Annotated in this window: 18 protein-coding genes; 8 read left to right on the forward strand and 10 right to left on the reverse strand. The window is 68.1% G+C overall.

All coding sequences use genetic code 11. From position 1 onward, the window contains the following. Positions 1-99: 99 nt before the first annotated feature. A complete protein-coding gene (locus ACSF9G_RS09505; protein WP_436640888.1) occupies positions 100-471 on the forward strand; it encodes a c-type cytochrome in 372 nt (123 codons plus the stop codon). A 25-nt stretch (positions 472-496) separates the two neighbouring features. On the opposite strand, the gene ACSF9G_RS09510 is transcribed toward ACSF9G_RS09505, so the two are convergent. The 3 genes from ACSF9G_RS09510 to ACSF9G_RS09520 are packed head-to-tail and all read right to left on the reverse strand — an operon-like array spanning position 497 to position 4,123. Continuing rightward, a complete protein-coding gene (locus ACSF9G_RS09510; protein ID WP_436640889.1) occupies positions 497-1,960 on the reverse strand; it encodes a hypothetical protein in 1,464 nt (487 codons plus the stop codon). Continuing rightward, a complete protein-coding gene (locus ACSF9G_RS09515; protein ID WP_436640890.1) occupies positions 1,957-3,582 on the reverse strand; it encodes a GMC family oxidoreductase in 1,626 nt (541 codons plus the stop codon). Before ACSF9G_RS09515 ends, ACSF9G_RS09510 begins: the two co-directional genes overlap by 4 nt. Positions 3,583-3,592: 10 nt before the next feature. After that, complete coding sequence (locus ACSF9G_RS09520; protein WP_436640891.1) at positions 3,593-4,123, reverse strand: hypothetical protein; 531 nt, start codon at positions 4,121-4,123, stop codon at positions 3,593-3,595. A gap of 213 nt (positions 4,124-4,336) precedes the next feature. Between ACSF9G_RS09520 and ACSF9G_RS09525 the strand changes: the two genes are divergently transcribed. Together ACSF9G_RS09525 and ACSF9G_RS09530 are read left to right on the forward strand one after the other, a co-directional pair. After that, a complete protein-coding gene (locus ACSF9G_RS09525; protein WP_436640892.1) occupies positions 4,337-5,806 on the forward strand; it encodes a hypothetical protein in 1,470 nt (489 codons plus the stop codon). 72 nt (positions 5,807-5,878) lie between these two features. Next, positions 5,879-7,378, forward strand: coding sequence for a hypothetical protein (locus tag ACSF9G_RS09530; protein WP_436640893.1), 1,500 nt, complete (start codon positions 5,879-5,881; stop codon positions 7,376-7,378). An 85-nt stretch (positions 7,379-7,463) separates the two neighbouring features. On the opposite strand, the gene ACSF9G_RS09535 is transcribed toward ACSF9G_RS09530, so the two are convergent. The 5 genes from ACSF9G_RS09535 to ACSF9G_RS09555 form a co-directional block, all read right to left on the reverse strand. Continuing rightward, positions 7,464-8,867, reverse strand: coding sequence for a DUF1501 domain-containing protein (locus ACSF9G_RS09535; protein ID WP_436640894.1), 1,404 nt, complete (start codon positions 8,865-8,867; stop codon positions 7,464-7,466). Between the two features lie 5 nt (positions 8,868-8,872). Continuing rightward, positions 8,873-10,231: a DUF1800 domain-containing protein gene (locus tag ACSF9G_RS09540; RefSeq protein ID WP_436640895.1), complete on the reverse strand. Its 1,359-nt coding sequence runs from the start codon at positions 10,229-10,231 to the stop codon at positions 8,873-8,875. 154 nt (positions 10,232-10,385) lie between these two features. Beyond that, on the reverse strand, positions 10,386-11,747 hold the full coding sequence (locus ACSF9G_RS09545; RefSeq protein ID WP_436640896.1) for an aspartate aminotransferase family protein: 1,362 nt from the start codon (positions 11,745-11,747) through the stop codon (positions 10,386-10,388). Beyond that, positions 11,744-12,421, reverse strand: a complete 678-nt coding sequence (locus ACSF9G_RS09550) for an HAD-IA family hydrolase (protein ID WP_436640897.1) — start codon at positions 12,419-12,421, stop codon at positions 11,744-11,746. Before ACSF9G_RS09550 ends, ACSF9G_RS09545 begins: the two co-directional genes overlap by 4 nt. 10 nt (positions 12,422-12,431) lie before the next feature. Further along, entirely contained in the window at positions 12,432-13,232 is an 801-nt protein-coding gene (locus ACSF9G_RS09555; RefSeq protein WP_436640899.1) for an IclR family transcriptional regulator, read from the reverse strand. Positions 13,233-13,395: 163 nt separating this feature from the next. Here ACSF9G_RS09555 and ACSF9G_RS09560 point away from each other — a divergent pair, with 163 nt between their 5' ends. Both ACSF9G_RS09560 and ACSF9G_RS09565 read left to right on the forward strand, forming a co-directional pair. Then, entirely contained in the window at positions 13,396-14,883 is a 1,488-nt protein-coding gene (locus ACSF9G_RS09560) for an aldehyde dehydrogenase (RefSeq protein WP_436640900.1), read from the forward strand. 304 nt (positions 14,884-15,187) lie between these two features. Next, positions 15,188-16,438, forward strand: coding sequence for a Tm-1-like ATP-binding domain-containing protein (locus tag ACSF9G_RS09565; protein ID WP_436640901.1), 1,251 nt, complete (start codon positions 15,188-15,190; stop codon positions 16,436-16,438). 28 nt (positions 16,439-16,466) lie between these two features. Here the strand turns inward: ACSF9G_RS09565 and ACSF9G_RS09570 are convergent, their stop codons facing one another. Both ACSF9G_RS09570 and ACSF9G_RS09575 read right to left on the reverse strand, forming a co-directional pair. After that, positions 16,467-17,780 carry a type I glutamate--ammonia ligase gene (locus tag ACSF9G_RS09570; protein WP_436640903.1) on the reverse strand — a complete coding sequence of 438 codons (1,314 nt, stop codon included), beginning with the start codon at positions 17,778-17,780 and terminating at the stop codon, positions 16,467-16,469. Between the two features lie 108 nt (positions 17,781-17,888). Next, positions 17,889-18,596, reverse strand: coding sequence for a GntR family transcriptional regulator (locus ACSF9G_RS09575; protein ID WP_436640905.1), 708 nt, complete (start codon positions 18,594-18,596; stop codon positions 17,889-17,891). A 131-nt stretch (positions 18,597-18,727) separates the two neighbouring features. On the opposite strand from ACSF9G_RS09575, the gene ACSF9G_RS09580 reads away from it, so the two are divergent. The 3 genes from ACSF9G_RS09580 (at position 18,728) to ACSF9G_RS09590 (ending at position 21,392) form a co-directional block, all read left to right on the forward strand. After that, a complete protein-coding gene (locus ACSF9G_RS09580) occupies positions 18,728-20,035 on the forward strand; it encodes a phenylacetate--CoA ligase family protein (protein WP_436640908.1) in 1,308 nt (435 codons plus the stop codon). A 30-nt stretch (positions 20,036-20,065) separates the two neighbouring features. Further along, on the forward strand, positions 20,066-20,647 hold the full coding sequence (locus ACSF9G_RS09585; protein ID WP_436642098.1) for a VOC family protein: 582 nt from the start codon (positions 20,066-20,068) through the stop codon (positions 20,645-20,647). Positions 20,648-20,711: 64 nt separating this feature from the next. Further along, positions 20,712-21,392, forward strand: a complete 681-nt coding sequence (locus ACSF9G_RS09590; protein ID WP_436640910.1) for a glutathione S-transferase family protein — start codon at positions 20,712-20,714, stop codon at positions 21,390-21,392. Position 21,393: the final 1 nt, after the last annotated feature.

A 21,393-nucleotide genomic window follows, 5' to 3' on the forward strand; every position in this document is an offset into this window, starting at 1 on the left:
GCCTCGTCCGGTTGCCGGAGAAGTCCGCGACCTCTAGACTCGTCTGTTAATAGTTTGCCGCCATAGTGCGGGACCGGCCTTTAAGGATCGTGAACCGTCATGACAGCCTTTTCCGTATCCCGTTTCAGCGTCGCCGCCGTCGTGGTCTCCTCGCTGGCAGTTTTCGCGCAAGCCGCGACTGCCGAAGAGAAGACCGGTCTGGAGAAATCGGCGATCTGCGCGTCCTGCCACGGGCCCGTCGGCGTCTCCCCGGTGCCGACCTATCCGAATATCGCCGGTCAGAACCCGCTCTACCTGGAATACGCGCTGCGCCAGTATCGGTCCGGCGAGCGCGGCGGCGAGCAGGCCGGCATGATGTACACGGTCACGCAGGCGCTGAGCGATACCGACATCCGCGACCTCGCCGCCTATTACGGCAGCCTGCCGCCCGGCCGCTCCTACGGCACCAGCATGGCCGCGGAAACCCGGTAGCGGGCCGGAGCCCGAAGCCTTGGCGTCATTCTGCGGGCCTGGGCTGCGCCTTCGTCATGATCCATGAGAAATCGTAGGGCGAGGCCGAGTGGCACGCCATGCAGCTGCCCGTGCCGAAGGTCATCCGGTCGCTCGTGGTGACGGAGCGCGGCAGCTTGTCGGCGGGCCTGTTGCCGACCTGCGAGAACGTCTCCATCACCGTATTGGCCAGGTACTGCATCAAGGGCTCGCCGCCGGACACGTTGACGACCGATCCCGGGAAGGCGGCGCCGCGCTGCGGCTGCACGTCCGGGTAGGTCGGCCACTGCACGCCGATCATCTCGTAGTACTGCAGCTTGGAGCCGGCCTCCGCCAGCACGGCGCGCATCCGGTCGTTGAGCGCGGCGGTCTCGCCGGGAACCGGCACCAGCCGCGTCACCTGTGTGCGGCGGACGCCATTCTCGTCGGGCGGCACCGGAACGTTGACCGGGCACCATTCGCATTCGGCGTCGTTGAAGCTCGCCTGCAGGCGCCGCTTGGTGCCGTCGGCCGTTGTGATCTCGTGCAGCCGGTTCACGGTGATATTGTCGACATGTTCGAAGGTCGACCAGATCCACTGCGGCGAGGTCTCGGTCTTCTGGGCGATATGGAAGCCGACGAGGCCGACGGTGACCGCCTTCCAGGTTGGGTCGTCGGCGCCGCTCACCACGTAGGCAGGCTGCGTCAGGTAGCGCGAGAAATCGTCCATGGCCGGATCGAGAACGCGCCAGGCGACCTTCACCTCGATCGCGCCCGGCTTGTTGCCCTCGAACGAACCGGCGGGAAAGGTCAGCTTGCCGTTCTTCGCGATGTAGTTCGCAAGCCCGCCGGCCTCGTAGAGCTTGTTGTCGACGATCAGGTCGTACTCGACCTTGTTGATCAGGCTCTCGTAGTAGGCGGGCCGGCCGTACTGGTCGAAGACGGAAAAGGAGAACGCCTGGTCGGTCTCCGTCGCCACGTTGAGCTTCTGGGTGGAGCTCAGGTTGTGGAGAAGCCGCGCATCGCGGTGGCCGAGCTCGGGATAGCCGACCGGGCCGGTGTCGTCGGGAAGCGGCTTCTGCACGGCCTCGGCGAGCGGAACGGACCGGTGCCGGCCGTCCCAGGGATCGGGCTCCGCGCCCTTCGGCTTGAACACCTGATAGGTCTCGATCCAGTTCGACCAGGCCGGATCGCCATCGTCGCCGACCGCGGCAAGCGGCGCGCCACTGTCGTCCGTCGGCCAGTTCAGCGCGACGAAGGCCGCCCATTGCTGCCGCTCGAACAGGCGATGGGCGAGCAGCAGGTCGCCTTTCTCCAGCAGCGCGTCGCGCACCGTCGGATCGACGTCGGCGGGAATGGTCGCGGACAGGGGCACCGGTGCGTTCGCGTCGAAGTCCGGCCCTGCGGCGACAGCCGCCCCGATACCCGCGACTGCCGCGGCAAAGAGTGTCGCACCGACCAACAGCCCGTGCCTCTCGGATCGGATCCTCATGGCTTGGACAGGTCCTCGATGATCTTTTCCGACGCCCGCAGCGCGTTGGCGGCAACGGTCAGCGTCGGCGCGTTGACCGGTGCGGTGAGATGCGCGCCCGTGCCCAGGATGAACAGGTTCTGGTGGTCGTGCGAGCGCAGATGGATGTCGACCACGGACGTCTTCGGATCTGTGCCCATGCGCGTCGTGCCGCAGATGATGGCGCTCGACAGATACGGCGTGTCGGTCTTCACGTCGGCGACGCCGAGAGCCGCGAAGACCTTCTTCGACGCGTCGACCGCGTAGGCGAGGCCGGCCCTGGTGTAGTCGTCCACCTTGAAGTGCACGCGCGGGCGCGGGATGCCGGCGCTGTCGACCAGCGTATCGTCGAGCGTGATGCGGTTGTCGCGGTCGCCGAGCGTCTCGGCGGAGGAATTGAGCCGCAGGTGGCGGGCCATCTGCTCGCGCATCGCCGAGATCATCTTGTGGCCGCGATAGCCCTGCTTGGCGAGGTCTCCGGCGAGCTTTACCGCGTCCTCGTTGCCCGACCAGCCGTCGTTCATGAAGGAGGTGCCGACGGCCGCGCGCTTGGAACGGAAGTCCCCGTCGCGGAATTCGACGATGCCGGATGTCTGTTGCGGGCCGCGATAGGGATAGACGGGATCCTTGGTCAGTCCCCAGACGTCCTGGTTGAGCTGGCTCAGGAGATAGCGCCCGACGTTGCCGCTTGCGTTGGCGACGCCGTCTGGCGCGGTCTCGCTTTTCGAGTTCAGCAGCAGCCGCGGCGTCTCGATGGCGTGACAGGCGATGACGTAGATCTTGGCCGTCGCCAGGCCTTCGCTGCCGTCCGGCCGGCGGTAGCGGATGCCGGTGATCCTGGTGTCCGCGCCGACCTCTATCGTCGTCGCCAGCGCCTCGGTGACGATCTGCGCGCCGAGCGCCTGCGCCTTCAGGGTATGGACCGTGCCGTCGAACTTGGCGTGTATCGGACAGATCGGCACGCAGGTGTTGTTGCCGCAGCACGCCGGGCGCCCGTCGAAGGGCACCGAATTGCGGGCGTGCGAGAACTGCGCCATGTGCAGCCCGACCTGCCGCAGGCCGTTCTCTATCTGCTGGTCCATGTAGCTCGACGGAATCGGCGGCTGCGGATAGGGCACCTTGCGCGGCGAGCCCCAGTCGTAGTTCGGATCGCCGGCCACGCCCCACATCTTCTCGACTTCCTCGTAGTGAGGGACGAGGTCCTCGTAGGTTATGGGCCAGTCGTCGGACACGCCGTACCGCGTGCGCATCTGGAAGTCGGCCGGCCTCAGCCGGTCGGCGAAGCCGGTCCAGTGCCAGGTGGTGCCCCCGAGGATGCGCGTGTAGGAGCCGACGAACTGGTCGGGTCCGGCCTGGACGTAGAAGTCGTTCGCCTTGCCGTCGACGGGATGCGGTGCATAGGGGACGGACGGGTAGGGCGCGTTCGGTCCCTTTTCCGGATTGGCGACGAAATTCGCCACCGCGTCGTTGCGGCTCAGGTGCGGCCCGGCCTCGAGAACGATCGTCTTCACGCCGGCGCCGGCGAGCTTGAACGCCGTGTGGCCGCCGGCGATACCCGTACCGACGATCACCACGTCGGCGGACAGGGTCGGGGATGTGCTCATGGTCGCGCCCTCATCCGGCCTGATCCGGGGGGTAGGTCCACCAGCCCATGTCCGGGCCGCAGACGCTTGGCGGCTTGGCGAACGGGAGCACCTGCCAGGCCAGCGCCTGGTGATAGCCGACGATCGTGCCGGGCGTGATTTCTCCGGTGTAGACCATCTCCACGAAACGCCGGGCGGCGGCCTCGACGGCCGCGTCGTCGAAGGGCTCGACGATATTCGCGGCGTCGCGTTCGATGATGGCGGCATGGAGCCGGGCGACCACGTCGCCGCCGACCTCCCGTTCCAGGGCCGCGACGGCCAGCTCCAGCACATTCGGGTCGGCGAGCCTGGTTCCGGCGACGATCTGCGTCGCCATCGTCCAGGACTTTCCGCTCGCCGCGACGGAGGCCGAGGGCAGCACGGAGCCGGGGACGGCGAGCAGGGCGGCGAGGCCGAGCGTCACACTGCGCCGGTCGGGGCTCCACGGGCCCGATGCCGTGTCGCCTGATACCGTGTTGTCTGATGTCGGGGAGCCTGGATTGTCTGGAAGTCGTTTCGTCACTGCCGCCTGCCGCATCTGTCTTCTACGGTCCCGCAGTAGCCGGCCCGCAGTAGCCGTCACCGCAAGTGAAGCATAACACGTGGATCGCGAAATTGGGCAAGAAGGGCATACGCCGGTTAACGAATCCGTTCAGTATTTGCTCTATTCCTGACGTTGCGGAGCATGGGTGCATGCGGTCCGCGGATTCGATTGCCTATTTGGGAGGAGGCTGTGATGCGATTCGGAATACGGACCGGATCGACCGCGCTGGTCGGTTTGTTTTTTGCACTTGGGCTGGGCGTCCTGGGGACCGCGGCGGTCGCCGACAACCAGACCCCGACGGTCACGCCGGTCTCGACCGACGCGAGCTCGCTTCCCTACAAGATCAAGCTCGTCCGGCAGAAGAAGACGGCGAAGACGCTGCCCAACCTTCAGGGCTTCGCCGACGGGCACATCGACGGCCTGTGGGTGATCATCGGCGGGCGCAGCAATGGTCTGCACAATTTCACCGACAGCGGCCTAAAGAACTTTCCGCCGCGCAAGCAGAACGACCGCATCTGGGTCATCGATCCGGCGACCGGGAACCGCTGGTCGCGCAGCCTGTCGAAGTCCTCGCTGAGCCAGGATCAGATCGATGCCCTGTCGAGCACGGCGATGGAAAGCGTCCAGGTCGGCAATACGCTCTATGTGATCGGCGGCTACGGCTACAAGCGCTCGGTCTCGAACTTCGTGACCTATGACAGCCTGACCGCGTTCGATCTGCGAGACATCGTCCTCTGGGTGCGCTCGCCGGGCAAGCTGCCGGCCGGCAAGCGGGATCTGGCCAACCTGATCCGGCAGACCTCGCACAGCGTGCTCAAGGTCACGGGCGGGCAGGCCACCAAGCTCGGCAAGCGGATGATCCTGGCGTTCGGCCAGCTCTTCGACGGCGGCTATGGCGATCCCGATTTCAACCAGGTCTATACGACCCAGGTCCGCAGCTTCCGGCTTCGCGACACCGGCAAGAAGGTCTCGATCAGCCGCATCCGCCGGGACCCCACCGCGCCCAATCCGACCGACTATCGCCGGCGCGACTACACGCTGGTGCCGTTCATCGAGATGAAGGGCAAGCGCAAGGTCGCCAAGGCGACGGCGCTGGCCGGGGTGTTCACCGAGACCACCGGCATCTTCACCGTACCGGTCGAGATCAGCAGGGGCGGCGTGCCCTCGATGGCCGACCCGAGCGCGCCGTCGACCTTCAAGCAGGCGATGAGCGGCTACGACACGGCGTTCCTGCCGATCTGGGACGCGGCGCGCAAGAAGAGCCATTCGATCCTCTTCGCCGGCATCAGCTACGTCTACTACAACCGGCAATCCAAGACGTTTGTCGAGGATTCCGGCTTTCCGTTCATCAACGACATCACCGCGCTCGTGCGCAGCCGCAACGGCGGCTACGAGCAGGTCCTGATCGGACGGTTCCCGACGGTCAGGGACGCCGACGGAAAGCGGCTGCGGTTCGGGGCCGAGGCCAAGGTCTTCATCCATCCCGACATCCCGGTCACCGGCAACGGCATGGTCGACCTGAAGGCGCTGCGGAAGACGTTCGGCGTCGGCAAGCGGGTGCTGGTCGGCTACCTCTACGGGGGCATCGCCGCGGACGCGCCCAACAACGGCAACACGGTCGCGTCCAACCTGATCTTCAAGATCTACCTCACGACGCGCTGAGGGAAGCGGTGCCGGGATGAACCGTCTCGGTCATGATCCTGCGGCTGCCCTGGCAACGGCGGCCGCGGGTACATGCATAGAGCCATGAGCGGCCGGCTTGCAGCAGCGCGGCGGCGTCCGCGCGCCGCCCTGTGGATCGCGGTCTTCACCGGGCCGGCCCTGCGCACGGCCCTGCTCGGCGGGCTGCTGGTCGGCGAGGCCGCGATCGGTTCGGCCTTCGCGCTCAACGGCGGCGAGCTCGCCATCCTCGTCGAATGCAGCATATTCGGCGGCCTGCTGGCCGTCGTGTTGCTGCCGACCCTGACGAAGGTGCTGGGCGCCCGCGTGCTGGCAATCGGCGCGGCGTGGGCGACGATCCTGTTCCTGGCCGCCGGCATGGTGTTCGCGTCGCGCGTCTCCGGCGGCGGCTTCGCCACCATCGTCCTGTTCGCGGCCGCGCTGCTGCTCGGGTTCTTCGTCGCGCTGCTGTCGCCGATAACGCAGGCCATGCTCAACAAGGCGACGGCCGCCGACGACGACGCGCGCCACTCGCTGCAATCGGTATGGTCGGCCGGGCTGCCGGCGGGATTCATCGCCGCCTCCGTCGTCGGCGGCGTGCTGGTCGAATGGACCGGCTGGTGGACGGCCCTCGCCGTGCCGCTGGCGCTGGCGATCGTCGCCGCGCTCGCGCTCCTCGACAGCGGCCTCGACCATCCCGACGCCAGCGAGGTCGAGGCGATGCAGTCGTCGGCGAGCGAGGTCGCGATCCTCGTCCTTGCTCTCGTCGCCTTCGAGGTCTGGTCGACATGGGGCAGCCTTGCGTCCTGGCTCGAGCCGGGCGTGCTTCTGGCCCTTCTGGCGACGGTGGCCATGGGTGCGCTGGCGCTCGGGCGGCTGCGCCATTCGGAGAACCCGGCGATTTCGCTCGCTCCGTATTCGGTCGGCGGCTTCGCCGCCGCGACGCTGATACTGCTGCTGTACCAGTTGCCGACGACGGCGGAGTTCGAGGTGTTGCTGCTGACCGAGCTCAGGCACGTTCCGGCCGAGACGATCGGCAACCGGACGGCGATCGGCAATGCCGGCCAGGTCGTCGGCACGATCCTCGCCGCCGGCCTGCTCTTCCAGCGGCGCTTCCGGCTCGCGCTGGTCGCCGGCTTCGGGCTCACGATCGTCGGCCTCGCCGGCTACGTCGCTTATCCCTGGTTCGACGGCTTCGCCTATATCGCCGCGACCCGCACCATCACCGGTCTCGGCGGTGGGCTGCTGACCCCGGTGCTGTTCGTCCTCGCGCTCAACCGGATGCCCGTGCCGATGCAGTTGGCGGCCGGGACCTGGCTTGTGCTCGCCAATATCGGCGGCGTCGAATTGGGGCTCGCGCTGTTCGACGCGGTGCTGGAGATTTCGACGAACGTCACCGGTTCGGATCTGGCCGCCTACCTGACGGTGGAGATCGCCCAGTTGGCCGTCTGCGTCGTCACCGCCGTGATCGCCCTGGTGCTGGTGAAGACTGGCCGGCTCGACGTCCGCGACGTGTCGCCATCGGCGGGAAACCCCACGGGCGATCCGGCCTCGCCGACGCCCGGCGCGAGGTAACGGCAGCCTGCATCGCCGGTCGAATGGGCCGCGCCGCGTCTAGTCCGCTATCGCCATGTCCGGCACGCCGCCGCCGCGCGCTACATTACATCGTGCGCTCACCCGCGGACGAGACGGTTTCGCCGCGGCGATAGCGGGCGATGGCGGATTCGACCGTCACCGGTACCGGCGCGCGCGGGATGCCGCTCATCTCTACGAGATCGGCGCTGCTCGCCCTGATGAGACCGCTCATCGGCGATGCCCCGCCGCTTTCCGGAAACACCGAGGTGTCGAGGATCGATGTGGGGACGCCCAGATGGTCGGACAGTATGCCCTTGAAGACCGACCGGAGGTCGGTCGTCGCGCGCAGGTCGCTGCCTTCGAAGAGGCGCGACGGCGCGAGGCCCGGCCAATCGGCGAAGACCCTGCCGCCGCGGACGGCGCCACCGGCCAGCAGCGCGACCGTCCCGACCCCGTGATCGGTGCCGTCGTCGCCGTTCGCGTGCGCGGTGCGGCCGAATTCGGTGGCCATCACCACGACCGTCTTGCCCCAGGCCGGGCCCGAGGCCCTGCGGAAGTCGTCGATGGCGCGATCGAGCTCGGACAACAGGTTGGCGAGCTGCCCGGTGGTGCTGCCCTGGTCGCTGTGGGTATCCCAGCCATCGACCGAGAGCACGGCGATGCGCGGCCCGCGCGGCGACCTGAGCAGTCGCGCGGCGCCGCGGAACCCCTTGCGCAGGTCGCTGACGTTGCGGTCCCGTTTCCTGTTCACGCCCTCCGCCAGCCGGTCGGCCTCCAGCCCCGCTTCCAGGTAGGCGTGCATTTCGGGGTCTTTCGCCTGGTACAGCGTGCGGACCATGTAGAGCAGCGGATCCTCCAGGTGGTCGTAATAGGCCGGAGACCAGCCGAGCACCCGTGCCGGTCCGCGCAGGATCAACGGCGCCGCGCCGATCTGGATCGCCCCGTGCGACAGGATCGGGTCTCCCGCCGGCAGCGCCGACAGCAGTCGGTTCAACCAGCCGGTCGAGTTCGACGAGACGACGCCCGGCAGGCCGTTTTCCAGGTTGTCCTGGGCATCGAAGTGGGACCGGTTGCGCAGTGGAACGCATGCCGCGTGCACCACCGCCGCCTGTCCCCGCCTGTACAGTCTGCCGAACCGCTTCATGGCCGGATGCAGGCCGAAGAAACCGTCGAGACGGATAGTCTTCTTGCGCGGGATCGCGATGTCGCCGCGCAACGAAGCGTAGTGCGGGTCGCCGTGCGGCACGACCGCCGACAATCCGTCCATGCCGCCGCGCAGCACGACGACGAGGAATCGGGGGTCGCCGGTGGCCGCTTCCGCGCCCGCCCAGCGTGGTGCATAGGCCCAGGAGAACAGGCCGGCGGACACGCCGAGCACCGCGCGCCGCGACAGCAGCAGCCGCGACTCCTCGCAGCCCCCCGCGGCGGCACGGACGACATTTTCGTCTACGGAACCTCCGACGGAGCCGGGCGCGAACTCGTCTTCCATATCCGTTATCTCCGCTGGAATTCGGGGCTGCAGAACAGGATCGTCAGGCCGGCGACCTTGCTGCCCGACTGACCGATCCGCTGCCGCGTTTCCGTGCTCAGGGCGCTGTCATAGAGCCTGTTGGCCAGGGCGACGGCGCTGCCGCGATGGCGCTTGTGGTAGACCCAGCCGCTGACCTGGGCGGTGTCGAGCCGCAGCGTCATGCCGTCCGGATCGAGCCAGTACAGCGTGTCGTCGGGAAACCCCTCCGGGGAGGGGCATTCCCAGGCCATGTTGTTGAGCGCGTAGAGCGGCCCGGCAAACGCCCACCAGTAGTACTTCTTCGAGTAGCGCCGGTTCAGGGCGCGAAATTGCGCGATCGCGAGCTCGTAGGGCGTCCGGATCTTGACGAGCGGCGCGTTGAATGCCTCCGGCAGCCGGACGAGCGCGAGCGCGACCTGCTTCAGGTCACCGCCGGTGTCCAGGAACGTCTGCCGGATCGGGTCCACCATCGCCGGCGTCGGCTCGTCGGTGATGAAGTGGCGGACGAGCTTGAAGGCGATGTGCTCGGCGGTCGCGGGATGCCGCGCCAGGTCCCGGAGCGCCATCAGGCCCTGGTTGATGCCGATCCCGGGGTAGGACTTGCCCATCAGCGTGATGGGGCCGGGCTCGTGCCAGCTCTTGCGGAAGATGAAGCGGCCGCGATTGCGCTTGTTGCCGCCGTTGTGGCGGTGGTCCGCTTCCCAGCCGCGCACATAGGACCAGCCGGTGAGGATCAGCGCCAGGTTGGTGACGTCCTCCTCGGTATAGCCGCCCGCGCTGCCCAGCGTGTGCAGCTCCATCGCCTCGCGCGCCAGGTTCTCGTTGAAGCCGACGCCCCACTGCTGGCCGATCTTCGAGCGCGGGCCGATGGAATCGGCGTTGTCGAGGAACGAAATCATGGCCGGATGCCGCATCACCCCGAGCAGCATGTCGGAGAAATTGCCGAGGACGTGCTTGCGGATGACGTCGCGCTCGAGCTGGCCGATCATGCCGCGGACCGTGCCGGACTTGTTGACCGACATCGAGAAGTGGTTGCTCCAGAACATGACCAGACGTTCGACGAAGCCGACGTCCGGCTGCATGTGCTTGGAGACGCGCGCGGCCAGCTCCCGTTCGCGTATCGTTTCGGCCTTGCCGAAATCCTTCTGGGACAGCCTCGCGGCCTTCCGGTAGGAGGGGAGCTTCCTGCCGCGCACTTCCGCGATGCGCGGGGTGTTGACCTCGCGGATCAGGGCGGCGAGCGGATTGGCCGCGACCCGCGCGAACGAGCCCGGCTTGGCGCCGAGGCCAAACCGCTGAAACGCGACCCGCGCGCTGTGCGCGTTCTCCGGAGTTAGTGCCATCGGTCGCCCCACGTCTCTTTCGAGCGGACGCGAGCGCCGAACCGGTCGCGCCTGTTGGTCATGGTCGCGACGGACTTTGGCCCGGAAACGGCGAATGCCGGCCTAAGGAATTCGGCCGGATTTTAGGAAAAGGCGGCCTTGTCGGCGTGCCGCGTCAACCGCCCGCCGCCGTCAGGCCGGCGTCGAGACCCGCCGCGATCGTGCCCACGTCCTCGGCCGTGATCACCAGCGGAGGTGACAGGATGATGTTGGGACCGGAGACGCGGATCATCACACCGGCGCCATAGGCGGTCTCGAAGACCGTGCCGATGGTTGCCTTGTCGACGGGCGTCTTCGCCTCCCGGTCGGATACGAGCTCCAGCGCCACCATCAGGCCCTTGCCGCGCACGTCGCCGACGAGAGCGTGCCTGTCCTTCAGCGCCTGCGCCGCGGCCAGTAGCTCCGCCCCGCGCAGGGCGGCGTTGCCGGCCAGGTCGGCCTTGTCCATCTCCGGCAGGCAGGCGAGCGCCGCCGCGCAGCCGACCGGGTGGGCCGAATAGGTGTAGCCGTGGCCGATATTGCCGAAGGCGTCGTGGTTGCTCTCGAAGGCGTCCGCGACTGTCTCCGAGATCATCACCGCGCCGAACGGGAAATAGCCGTTGGTGATCGCCTTGGCGATGCACATCAGGTCGGGCTTAACGCCCCACAGCCGCGATCCCGTCCAGCCGCCGGTGCGGCCGAAGGCGGTGATCACCTCGTCGGCGATCAGCAGGATGCCGTGCCGGTCGCAGATTTCCCGCACCTTCGGCATGAAGCTCTCGTGCGGCGGAATGACGCCGCCGGCGCCCAGCACCGGCTCCATGATGAAGGCGGCGACCGTGTCCGGCCCCTGAAACGCGATCTCGTCCTCCAGCGCCTGCGCGCACAGGCCGGCGAGCCGTTCCGGATCGGTCTCGTTGAACGGATTGCGATAGGTGTAGGGCGCGGGGATGTGGAAGCAGCCCGGCAGCAGCGGCTCGTAGTTGCGGCGGAAATTGGCGTTGCCGTTGACCGACGCCCCGCCCATGTGGGTGCCGTGATAGCCCTTCTTGAGGCTGAGGAACTTGGTGCGGTCCCGGTCGCCGCGGATCTTGTGGTACTGGCGCGCGAGCCGGAGGGCCGTCTCGACGCTGTCCGATCCGCCCGAGGTGAAGAACGACCGCACCATGCCGTCGGGCGCGAACCAGTCCGCCAGCCTGTAGGACAATTCGATCGCCGGCCCCGTCGAGGTGCCGCGGAAGGCGGAATAATAGGGCAGGGCGTCGAGCTGTGCGGTAATCGCCGCCTTCACCGGATCGCACGAATAGCCCAGGTTGACGTTCCACAGCCCGCCCACGGCGTCGATCGTCCTGTGGCCGTCGACATCGGTCAGCGTCACCCCCTCGGCCGCCATCACCACCTTCGGCGGATGCGCGATCATCTCGGCGGGATGCGCCATCGGATGCCACATGTGGCGGGCGTTGTTCTCCTTCAGGAAGTTCGAGTCGTGCGCGATCATGCCGAAGCCTCCGAACGGGTTGTCATGCCGAGTCGGGCGAGCGCCCGGGCGAAGCTGTCCGCCGGGTCGCGCACGTCGAAGTGGACGGCGCGCATGCCGACGGCCTCGGCGCCCCGGACGTTCTTCAACTGGTCGTCGACGAAGACGCAGTCGTGGGCCGCCAGCCCGAGCCCGTCCGTGACGAGGCGATAGGCGCGCGGATCGGGCTTCAGGATCTTCGTGTAGGTCGCATCGACGATCAGCGCGAAGTCGGCGAGGAAAGGCAGTTTTTCGCGGAAGTCGGCGCCGTAGAACAGGTCGAGCTCGTTCGACAGGATCGCCAGGCGCTTGCCCGCCGCCTTGGCCGTACGGATCGCGGCGAGGGCCTCCGGCCGGACCGAGCGCATCAGGTCGGCGCCGCGTGCGCGTCGCAGCAACTGGTCCATGCGGTCCCAGGTCTCGCCGAGCAGCGCGCCGGTCTCGCGTGCGCGGGCAAGCCAGTAGTCGCGCTCGCTGATTTCGCCGGCCTGCATCCGCCGCCACAGCGGGTCGGTGTCGGGATCGAACGGTCCCCGCCAGGTCAGCGTGCCGGGCTTGAGGCCGAGCGCCGCCTCGGTCTCGGCATGGGTCTCGAACAGGGTCTTGGTGATGACCCCGCCGAAATCAAGCACCAATGCCTGTGCCGGTTCATTCATATCGGGCCGCTCATGCCGCCCGCCGGTCGCCGAGCGCCGAAAGGTAGTCGGGGTTCATGACGCCGCCGATGCCGCGCGTTGCCGTTGCCACCGCGCGCCGGAGTTCGGACAGGATCGATGCCTTCAGCGTGTCGGTCATCCGCGAGGCGGGCGTCGCCACCGCCAGCGCGCCGACGGCGGCGCCCGAGGCATCGAAGAACGGCATGGCGATGCCGGTCACCTCGTCCTCGAAGCTCTGGCCGGCGATGGCATGGCCGGCGGCCCGCGCCTGCGCCACGGCGGCGCGCAGGCGGTTCGCGCTGGTAATCGTGTGCGCCGTATAGGCCTTGAGACCGCCGGCGATCGCCTCGTCGATACGGGCATCCGGCGCGAAGGCCAGATAGACCAGGCCCGAGGCGGTCGCGTGCAGCGGCAGGATCTCGGAAGGATCCATGTGGACCCGCGTCGCCCGGATCGGCTCGCGCATGCCGATGGTGATCAGCGCGCCGCCCGATGCCGTCGCCGAATAGTGCGAGGCATGCGCCGTCTCGCCGGTCTTCTCGGCGAGCGTCTCCAGCAGCGGCGCGATCACGGACGCCAACGGTAGCGTCGCCTCGCGCACCTGCGCGAAATGCAGGAACGCGGCGCCGAGGCGGTATTTCCGGTTGGCCGGGTTCTGCTCGATGAAGCCGTGCTTCTGCAGCGCGACCAGGAAACGCCGGGTCGCCGCCTTGTCGTAGCCGGCGCGCCGGGCGAGATCGCTCAGGCCGATTTCCGGCTCGGCCGGCGTGAAGGCGCCCAGCAGTTTCATCGCCTTGTCGACGGTCTGCACGGTGTCCGTCTTTCCTCCGGTCGGCCTTTATCCGCCGGGCGCGATGCCCGTCGCGGCGCAGCGTCTATGTATTCGTTGACAGAGCAGGGTTGCGAACGCAACATGTATTTGACCTGCCGGTGACAATAATGAACCGGTTAGGATCGAGGAGGGGATGGCCGACATGGCCGATCAGGCCGCCATCGACGCGCTGCGCGCCCGCCCGGTGCCGCCGCAGGGTCTGTGGATCGACGGGGCCGCATGGGAGGCGGCGAGCGGTGAGACCATTGCGGTCGTCTCGCCGATAGACGGCGCCCGCCTGACGACCATCGCCAGTGCCGGCCATGCCGACGTCGACCGTGCCGTCGCCGCCGCGCGCCGAAGTTTCGAAAGCGGCGCCTGGTCCCGCGCCGCCCCCGCCGAACGCCAGACGGTGATGCACCGCATCGCGGACCTGATCGGGAAACACGCCCTCGAACTGGCCGTGCTCGGCGTGCGCGACAACGGCACCGAAATCTCCATGGCGCTGAGGGCCGAGCCGGGCAGCGCGGCCGGCACCTTCCGCTACTACGCCGAGGCCGCCGACAAGGTCTACGGAGAGATCGCACCGACGGCGCACTCCGTGCTCGGCCTTGTCCACCGCGAGCCGGTCGGCGTCGTCGGCGCGATCGTGCCGTGGAACTTCCCGCTGATGATCGGCGCCTGGAAGATCGCGCCCGCGCTCGCCGCCGGCAATTCGGTGGTGCTGAAACCGGCGGAGGCCGCGTCGCTGACGCTGCTGCGCGTCGCTCAGCTCTGTTCCGAGGCCGGCCTGCCGGACGGCGTGCTCAACGTCGTCACCGGCCACGGGGCGGAGGCGGGCGAGGCGCTCGGCCTGCACATGGACGTCGACGTGCTCGCCTTCACGGGCTCCGGCGGGGTGGGGCGCAAGCTGCTCGAATATTCCGCCCGCTCGAACCTGAAGCGCGTCTATCTCGAGCTCGGCGGCAAGTCGCCCAACATCGTCTTCGCCGATGCCGCCGACCTCGAACAGGCCGCCAGGGTCTCCGCCTTCGGCATCTTCCGCAATTCCGGGCAGGTTTGCGTCGCCGGCTCGAGGCTGCTGGTGCAGCGCGAGATCCACCAGGAGGTCGTCGACAGGGTGTCCGCCATCGCCGCCGCGATGAAGGTCGGCGACCCGCTCGACCTCGCGACCCAGGCCGGCGCGGTGGTGAGTGCGGAGCAACTGGAGAAGGACCTGCGGTTTGTCGCCGAGGCCGCGCGCGAGGGTGCCGAGCTGAAGACCGGCGGGCACCGTATCCTCGAACAGACCGGTGGTTACTACATGCAGCCGACGGTGTTCGACCACGTCACCGCGCAGATGCCGCTCGCCCGCCAGGAGGTGTTTGGCCCGGTGCTGGGTGTCATGGCCTTCGACGACGAGGAAGAGGCCGTGAGCCTCGCCAATTCGACCGTCTACGGTCTCGCCGCCGGCGTGTGGACCTCGAACCTGTCGACCGCCCACCGCATGGTGCGGGCGATCCGCGCCGGCGTGGTTCACGTCAACACCTATGGCGGCCCTGATATCACCGTGCCGCTCGGCGGTGTCAGGCAGTCGGGCAACGGCCACGACAAGTCGCTGCACGCTCTGGACAAGTACACCGACCTGAAGACCGCCTGGATCCAGCTCTGAGGATAGTCAGCCCTGAAGATAGCGAGCTCTTGGGATAGCCAACTCTTGGGATAGCCAACTCTTGGGATAGATTGAGGCGCGCTTGAACGCCGACGGCTACGGCCGCGCCGCTCATTCCCGCGCCCTCTCTCCGCTCATTCCCGCGAAAGCGGGAATTCAGCGCGCTTGGCACGGCCGCGCCGCGTCGCCCCGGACTCCCGCTTTCGCGGAAGTGAGCGGGGAACTGGGCAGGCTCGCAGCAGCGAGCGGGAGAAAAGCAAGTCTGCTTAAATCGGAAACCAAACCCTCCAGGGAAACGGACGCCATGACCGACAAGACCATCCTCGTCATCGGCACGTTCGATACGAAGTCCGACGAGCTGCGCTACCTGATCGGCTGCATCGAGGGCCAGGGCGGCACGGCGATGACGATGGATGTCAGCGTCCTTGGCGACCCGCCCGCGGCAACGGACATCTCCAAGCATCGGGTGGCCGAGGCCGCCGGTTCGTCCATTCAGGCGGCGATCCGCTCCGGCGACGAGAATACGGCCATGCAGATCATGGCCGCCGGCGCCGCGAAGCTCGCCGCCGATCTCCACGTGGCGGGCAGGATCGACGCCATGATCGCCATCGGCGGCACCATGGGCACCGATCTCGCGCTCGACTGCGCGCTGGCGCTGCCGATGGGCGTGCCGAAATACATCGTCTCGACCGTCTCGTTCTCGCCGCTGATCCCGCCGGAGCGGTTGCCTCCCGATATCCAGATGATCCTGTGGGCCGGTGGGCTCTACGGCCTCAACTCGGTCTGCAGGTCGGCGCTCAGCCAGGCCGCCGGCGCCGTCCTGGGCGCCGCGCGCGCCGTGGAGCCGCCCCGTCGCGACCGGCCGCTGGTGGGCATGACCAGCCTCGGCAAGTCATGCCTGAGCTACATGGTGGCGCTCAAGCCGGCGCTGGAGCGGCGCGGCTTCGAGGTCGCCGTCTTCCACTCCACCGGCATGGGCGGGCGCGCCTTCGAGGGCCTCGCCGCGCAGGGCGCGTTCGCCTGCGTCATGGATTTCTGCATGCAGGAATTCACCAACGGCGTGCACGGCTCGGTCGTCAACAGCGGCGCCGACCGCCTGTCGAGCGCCGGCCGCGCCGGAATCCCGCAGATCGTCGCGCCGGGCGCCTCCGACCTCGTCGACATGCCGACCTGGACGGAGATCCCCGCGAAATGGCGCGAGCGGCCCTATCACGCTCACAACCGGCTGATCGCCTCGGTGGCGATCACGCCGGAGGAACGCAGGCGCACCGCGCGCGAGATCGGCGCGCGGCTGGCGCGGGCGAGCGGGCCGGTGCATGTCATCCTGCCCAACGGCGGCATCGAGGAATGGGACAAGCCGGGCGAGCCCGCGCACGATCCCGAGGGGCTGGACGCGTTTCTCGACGAGATGCGCACGGTGATCGGGCCGCCCGTCGCGATGAGCGAGATCGACGCCCACATCAACGACCGCGCCTTCGTCGACACGGCGCTGGAAATCTTCGATGCCTGGGTCGCCGACGGGACGGTGCAGGCACCGGACCGAGAGCGCGCATGAACGCCGGGTCGATCCTTCCTTCCAGGCCTCAATAGGCGCCGGAATAGGCCGCGCAGATATCGTCCTCGGTCTTGCCCTTCAGGAACGCCATCTCGCCGCGCTTGTGGGCGACATAGACGTCGACGAATTTTTCCGGGAACCACGACCGCACGGTCGTGTCGGTGTCCAGCCGCGCGATGGCGTCGTCCAGCGAGGCCGGCAGCCTCTCGATGCCGCGCGCGTTCAGCTCTTCGGCTGCGACGAGCGTCAGGTCCTCGTGCGTGACGGACGGCGGCGGCAGGCCGTCGCGGACGCCCTGCAGGCCCGCCAGGACCAGCGTCGCCAGAACCAGATGCGGGTTCGCCGCCGCGTCGGCGGCCCGGTACTCGAAATGCAGCTGTTCGCCCGGCGCGACGTCGGCACCGTCGGGCCGCGGGCAGATGCGCACCGCCGCCTCGCGGTCGCGGTAGCCCAGATTGTTGAAGGCCGCGCTCCAGCGGTGCGGCGTCAGCCGGGTGTAGGAGGGCACGCTCGGCGCGGTCAGCGCCACGGTGGACGGCAGATGCTTCAATACGCCGGCGATAAAGGCGGCCGCCGTGGCGGCAATCCCGTCTGGCGCGTCCGGATCCGCGGTCACGGGTGTGCCCGCGCCGTCGAGGAAGTCGAAATGGACATGGACGCCGTTGCCCACGTCGTGCGGCCCGATCAGCGGCGTGAACGTGATCTCCTCGCTTAGACTGAGCGCGGCGGACCGGGCGAGTTCGCGCAGCACCAGGGCGTCGTCGGCGGCGGTCACGCCCCGGGCCGGCGCGACGCTGACCTCGTACTGGTTCGGGCCGAATTCGCGCAGGAAGGATTGCGGTGTCATGCCCGCCTCGCGCAACGCGCCGAGGAACGTTTCGCCGAACGCCTTGCGCCGCCGGACGCCGCCGATCGTGTAGGCGCCGCCGGTCGGCTGGTCGGTCACGAACATGAACTCGTGCTCGAAGGCCGCCCGCACGGTGAGGCCGGTCTCCGCGTGCAGCGTCTCGAGCGCGCGGCGCAGGATCGTCCGGGTGCAGCATTCCCACAGGCTGCCGTCCGGCCAGGTCAGCTCGGCGATCACGAGATGCTCGGCCGGCGCCTCGGCGCCGCCGAACGCGACGCGCGCCTCGGTCATCGGGACGGGCGTCATCACTAGGTCGCCGAACGGACCGTAGGGCGTCTCCGCAATCGTGCCGAAGCAGGTGAGCTGGACGTTGGTCGGCGTCCAGCCGACACCCGCCGTCATGTCGGCCCTGTAGTCGGCGAGCGGGACCGACTTGCCGCGCACGTTGCCGGAGATGTCTCCGACGCAGACCATGATCAGCGGTTCCTCGGGCATGCGCCGTTTCCTCCCCCAACGCGTGTGTCCGCCGGCGCGCCGCGAAGCCGCCTGTCGCGATTTGGCTGGAGTTTTATCAGAAACGGAGTTGGCCGGCAGCCGGCGCGGCTAGTCGCCGGTCGCGGCGGGGCGGAAGGTCGAGGCCGGCATGTGGCGGGTGAGGGCGGTGGCGCGGTCGAGATGGCCGCGCAGCGCCGTTTCCGCCTTCCTGGAATCGCCGTCCAGGATGGCGCGGGCGATGTCGCGGTGCTCGCTGACCGAGCGGCACAGCATGTCGGCCGTCAGCCCGCCGCTGACCTGGAACATGATCAGCGGCAGTTGCAGCTGTCGGTGCAGGGTGACGAGCTGGCAGTTGCCGCTGGCGCCCACGATCGCGTCGTGGAACCGCTTGTTCTCCTCCAGATAGGCCATCGGCGACAGGCGCGGCGCCTCCGCCCATATCGGGTCGATCGCCGCCTCGAATGCGGCCCGGATCTCGGGTTCGGCCATGTTTTGCGCCGCCAGCCGCGCGGCCAGCGCCTCCAGCTCGGTGCGGATCTGGAACAGCTCGACCGTCTCCTGCAGCGACAGCCGCCGCACCAGCGCGCCGCGGTTCGGCACCGTTTCCAGGAGCCCTTCCGCCGACAGCCGCCGGAACGCCTCGCGCAGGGGGCCGCGGCTGACGCCGAGATCGCGCGTGAGATCGGCCTCGATCAGGCGCTGGCCGGGCGAATAGCGGCTGTTGAGGATGCCTTCGCGCAGATGGCGCACCACGCGCTCGACCGTGGTTCCACGGCTTGTCGGGCGGATTTCGGTGGCGATGTCGGTATCGGACATGACCGTGGTCGGTTACCCGCGTTCGGACCGGTTGACAAGCGATTTGAAGTCAATATTGTCCTACAAACTTAGCAAGCAATAACCGGCCGCGGCAAGGGCAGCGCTCTTCGAACCGGCGCCGGAGCGCCAGGATGATCCAGGACCCGGACATAGAAACGCTTGCCTGGGAGAGGCAGAAGGGCAGGGACGAGGCGCCGTATCGCGCGCAACTGTCCTACCTGTTCGAGCGCTCGCGCTTCTATCGCCACAAGCTGATGAAGGCCGGTTTCGCCACCCCGGATGCGGTGGGCGGCCTCGACGACATCGCCGCCCTGCCGTTCACCGAGAAGGACGAGCTGCGCGTCACGCGCTCCGATGCCGATCCGATCGGCACGCATCTCGCCGCGCCGATGGAGGACGTCGTCCGCGTCTTCTCCACCAGCGGCACCACAGGTACGCCCAGCTACATCCCGCTGACCGCGCGCGACCTCGACGACTGGGTGACGATTTCCGCGCGCAGCTATGCCGCCACGGGCCTGTCCCGGGGCAAGCGGGTGGTGTCGACCTACAACGCCGGTCCCTTCGTCGCCGGCGCCGCGCTCGATGCCTTCAACCGGCTCGGCGCCTGCCACATTCCCGTCGGCACCGGCAACACCGAGCGGCTGATGACGGCCGTCCGGCTGTTGCACCCGCACGTCCTGGCCTGCACGCCGTCCTACGCGCTGCACCTGGCCGAATGGGCCGGCGACCGCGGCATCGACATCGCCGGGTCGAGCGTCGAACGCATCATGGTCGCCGGCGAGCCCGGCGGCGGCGAGGCGGCGATGCGCGCGCGGCTGCAGGACGCCTGGGGCGCCACCGTCTGCGAGGCGATGGGCATCGGCGACATCTCGGTCTCATTGTGGGGCGAGTGCGAGGCGCAGACCGGCATGCACTTCTCCGGGCGCGGCCTGGTCCATGTCGAGCTGATCGATCCCGATACCGGCGCCCCGGTCCCGATCGAGGACGGGGCACAGGGCGAGCTCGTCTACAGCCATCTCAGGCACCGCGCCGCGCCGCTTTTACGCTTTCGCTCGCGCGACCATGTGCAGGTCCGCACGGGCACCTGCGCCTGCGGGCGGACGGCGCCGCGCGTGCGCTGCATCGGCCGCACCGACGACATGCTGATCGTGCGCGGCGTCAACGTCTTTCCCTCCGCCGTCCGCGAGGTCGTCAACGGCTTCGCCCCGCATGTCAGCGGGCTCATCGCGATCCGCCCAACGGCGCCCGGCGTCAAGCAGGAGCCGCCGCTGCCCGTCACCGTCGAGCTGGCGGAGGGCGCGGAGAAGTCCCCCGAACTCGCCGAGCGCATCATGCGGCGCATCCGCGAGACGCTCGTCGTCACCACACGGATCGACCTGGTCGACTGGGGCTCGCTGCCGCGCAGCGAGTACAAGTCGAAGCTGGTCGAGAGAAATTGAAAGGGAGCCCACGCCATGGACAACATCGAGATCCGCAAGCTGCAGTCGCAGGGCGTCCATCACATCACGCTGGTCGGCGCCGACCGCCAGACCTCGATCGACTTCTGGGAAGGGGTGCTCGGCATGCCCTTCGTCTTCGAGCAGCCCAACCTCGATGCCGGCGACGAGAGCCACCTCTACTTCGATCCCGGCGACGGCCGCCTGATCACCATCTTCACCAAGGAAGAGCGCAGGCCCGACCCGCGCCGCACCCCGACCGAGCCCGGCTGCGTCCACCACATCGCCTTCGCGGTCTCCAAGGCGACCTTCGACCAGGCGGTGGACCGGCTCGACCAGCGCGGCATTCGCCATTCCGGCGTTAAGGACCGCGGCTTCATGGATTCGATCTACTTCAACGATCCGCTGGGCCTGACCATCGAGCTGGCCGCCTACCGCTTCGAGCCGCCGGCCGGCTTCACCCATGCCGACGTGCTGCTGGAGGCCCACAAGCTGCGTGTCGGCCGCGGCGACTACAACATCGCCCAGATCCACCTGGCCGACGCCATCGAAGCCCTGACGGAACGCTCGCGCGAAAGCCTGTCGAGCGACCGCACGCCCCGGAACCCGTACTGATCAAGTATCCGTACCGATCACGTATCCGTACCGATCACGTAACGATAAGACAGGGAGGACTGCCATGAAGCTCTACATGCATCCGGTATCGATGACCAGCCGGCCGGTTCGTCTGTTCATCCACGAGAAGGGCATTCCCGTCGACGAGGAGGTCGTCGACCTGTTCACCGGCGCCCATCACCAGGAGCCGTTCGCCTCGATTAACCCGAACAGGCTGGTGCCGGTGCTCGAGGACGGTGATTTCCGCCTGACCGAATCCTCGGCGATCCTGAAGTATCTCGCCGAGAAGAACGACCTGCCCGAATACCCCAAGGACCTAAAGCGGCGGGCCAGGGTCAACGAGATCATGGACTGGTTCAACGCGAACTTCTATCGCGACTACGCCTACGGCTTCATCTATCCGCAGGTGTTCCCGCACCACAAGCGCCCGACCGAGGAGGCGCATGCGGAGACCATCAAGTGGGGCAAGGCCAACGCCGAGAACTGGCTCGGGATCCTCAACGACTACTGGATCGGTCCGGACCGGAAGTTCCTGACCGGCGATGAGATCACCATCGCCGACTATTTCGGCATCGGCCTGATCACCCTCGGCGAGGTCGTCCATTCGGATTTCTCGAAATATCCGAACGTGAAGCGCTGGATGGACAACGTGAAGGCGGCGATCGGCAAGTGGGGCGAGGTCAACGAGGTCTTTTACGGCCTGGTGGAATCGACCCGGGACCAGCCGCTCGAGGCGATCCGCTAGC

Source organism: Microbaculum mangrovi (assembly GCF_051390635.1).
Taxonomy (GTDB): Bacteria; Pseudomonadota; Alphaproteobacteria; order Rhizobiales; family Tepidamorphaceae; genus Microbaculum.

Coding starts and splice junctions, on each gene's coding strand:
- ACSF9G_RS09505 (WP_436640888.1), top strand. CDS start 100: ATGACAGCCTTTTCCGTATCCCGTTTCAGCGTCGCCGCCGTCGTGGTC.
- ACSF9G_RS09510 (WP_436640889.1), bottom strand. CDS start 1,960: ATGAGGATCCGATCCGAGAGGCACGGGCTGTTGGTCGGTGCGACACTC.
- ACSF9G_RS09515 (WP_436640890.1), bottom strand. CDS start 3,582: ATGAGCACATCCCCGACCCTGTCCGCCGACGTGGTGATCGTCGGTACG.
- ACSF9G_RS09525 (WP_436640892.1), top strand. CDS start 4,337: ATGCGATTCGGAATACGGACCGGATCGACCGCGCTGGTCGGTTTGTTT.
- ACSF9G_RS09530 (WP_436640893.1), top strand. CDS start 5,879: ATGCATAGAGCCATGAGCGGCCGGCTTGCAGCAGCGCGGCGGCGTCCG.
- ACSF9G_RS09535 (WP_436640894.1), bottom strand. CDS start 8,867: ATGGAAGACGAGTTCGCGCCCGGCTCCGTCGGAGGTTCCGTAGACGAA.
- ACSF9G_RS09540 (WP_436640895.1), bottom strand. CDS start 10,231: ATGGCACTAACTCCGGAGAACGCGCACAGCGCGCGGGTCGCGTTTCAG.
- ACSF9G_RS09545 (WP_436640896.1), bottom strand. CDS start 11,747: ATGATCGCGCACGACTCGAACTTCCTGAAGGAGAACAACGCCCGCCAC.
- ACSF9G_RS09550 (WP_436640897.1), bottom strand. CDS start 12,421: ATGAATGAACCGGCACAGGCATTGGTGCTTGATTTCGGCGGGGTCATC.
- ACSF9G_RS09560 (WP_436640900.1), top strand. CDS start 13,396: ATGGCCGATCAGGCCGCCATCGACGCGCTGCGCGCCCGCCCGGTGCCG.
- ACSF9G_RS09565 (WP_436640901.1), top strand. CDS start 15,188: ATGACCGACAAGACCATCCTCGTCATCGGCACGTTCGATACGAAGTCC.
- ACSF9G_RS09570 (WP_436640903.1), bottom strand. CDS start 17,780: ATGCCCGAGGAACCGCTGATCATGGTCTGCGTCGGAGACATCTCCGGC.
- ACSF9G_RS09575 (WP_436640905.1), bottom strand. CDS start 18,596: ATGTCCGATACCGACATCGCCACCGAAATCCGCCCGACAAGCCGTGGA.
- ACSF9G_RS09580 (WP_436640908.1), top strand. CDS start 18,728: ATGATCCAGGACCCGGACATAGAAACGCTTGCCTGGGAGAGGCAGAAG.
- ACSF9G_RS09590 (WP_436640910.1), top strand. CDS start 20,712: ATGAAGCTCTACATGCATCCGGTATCGATGACCAGCCGGCCGGTTCGT.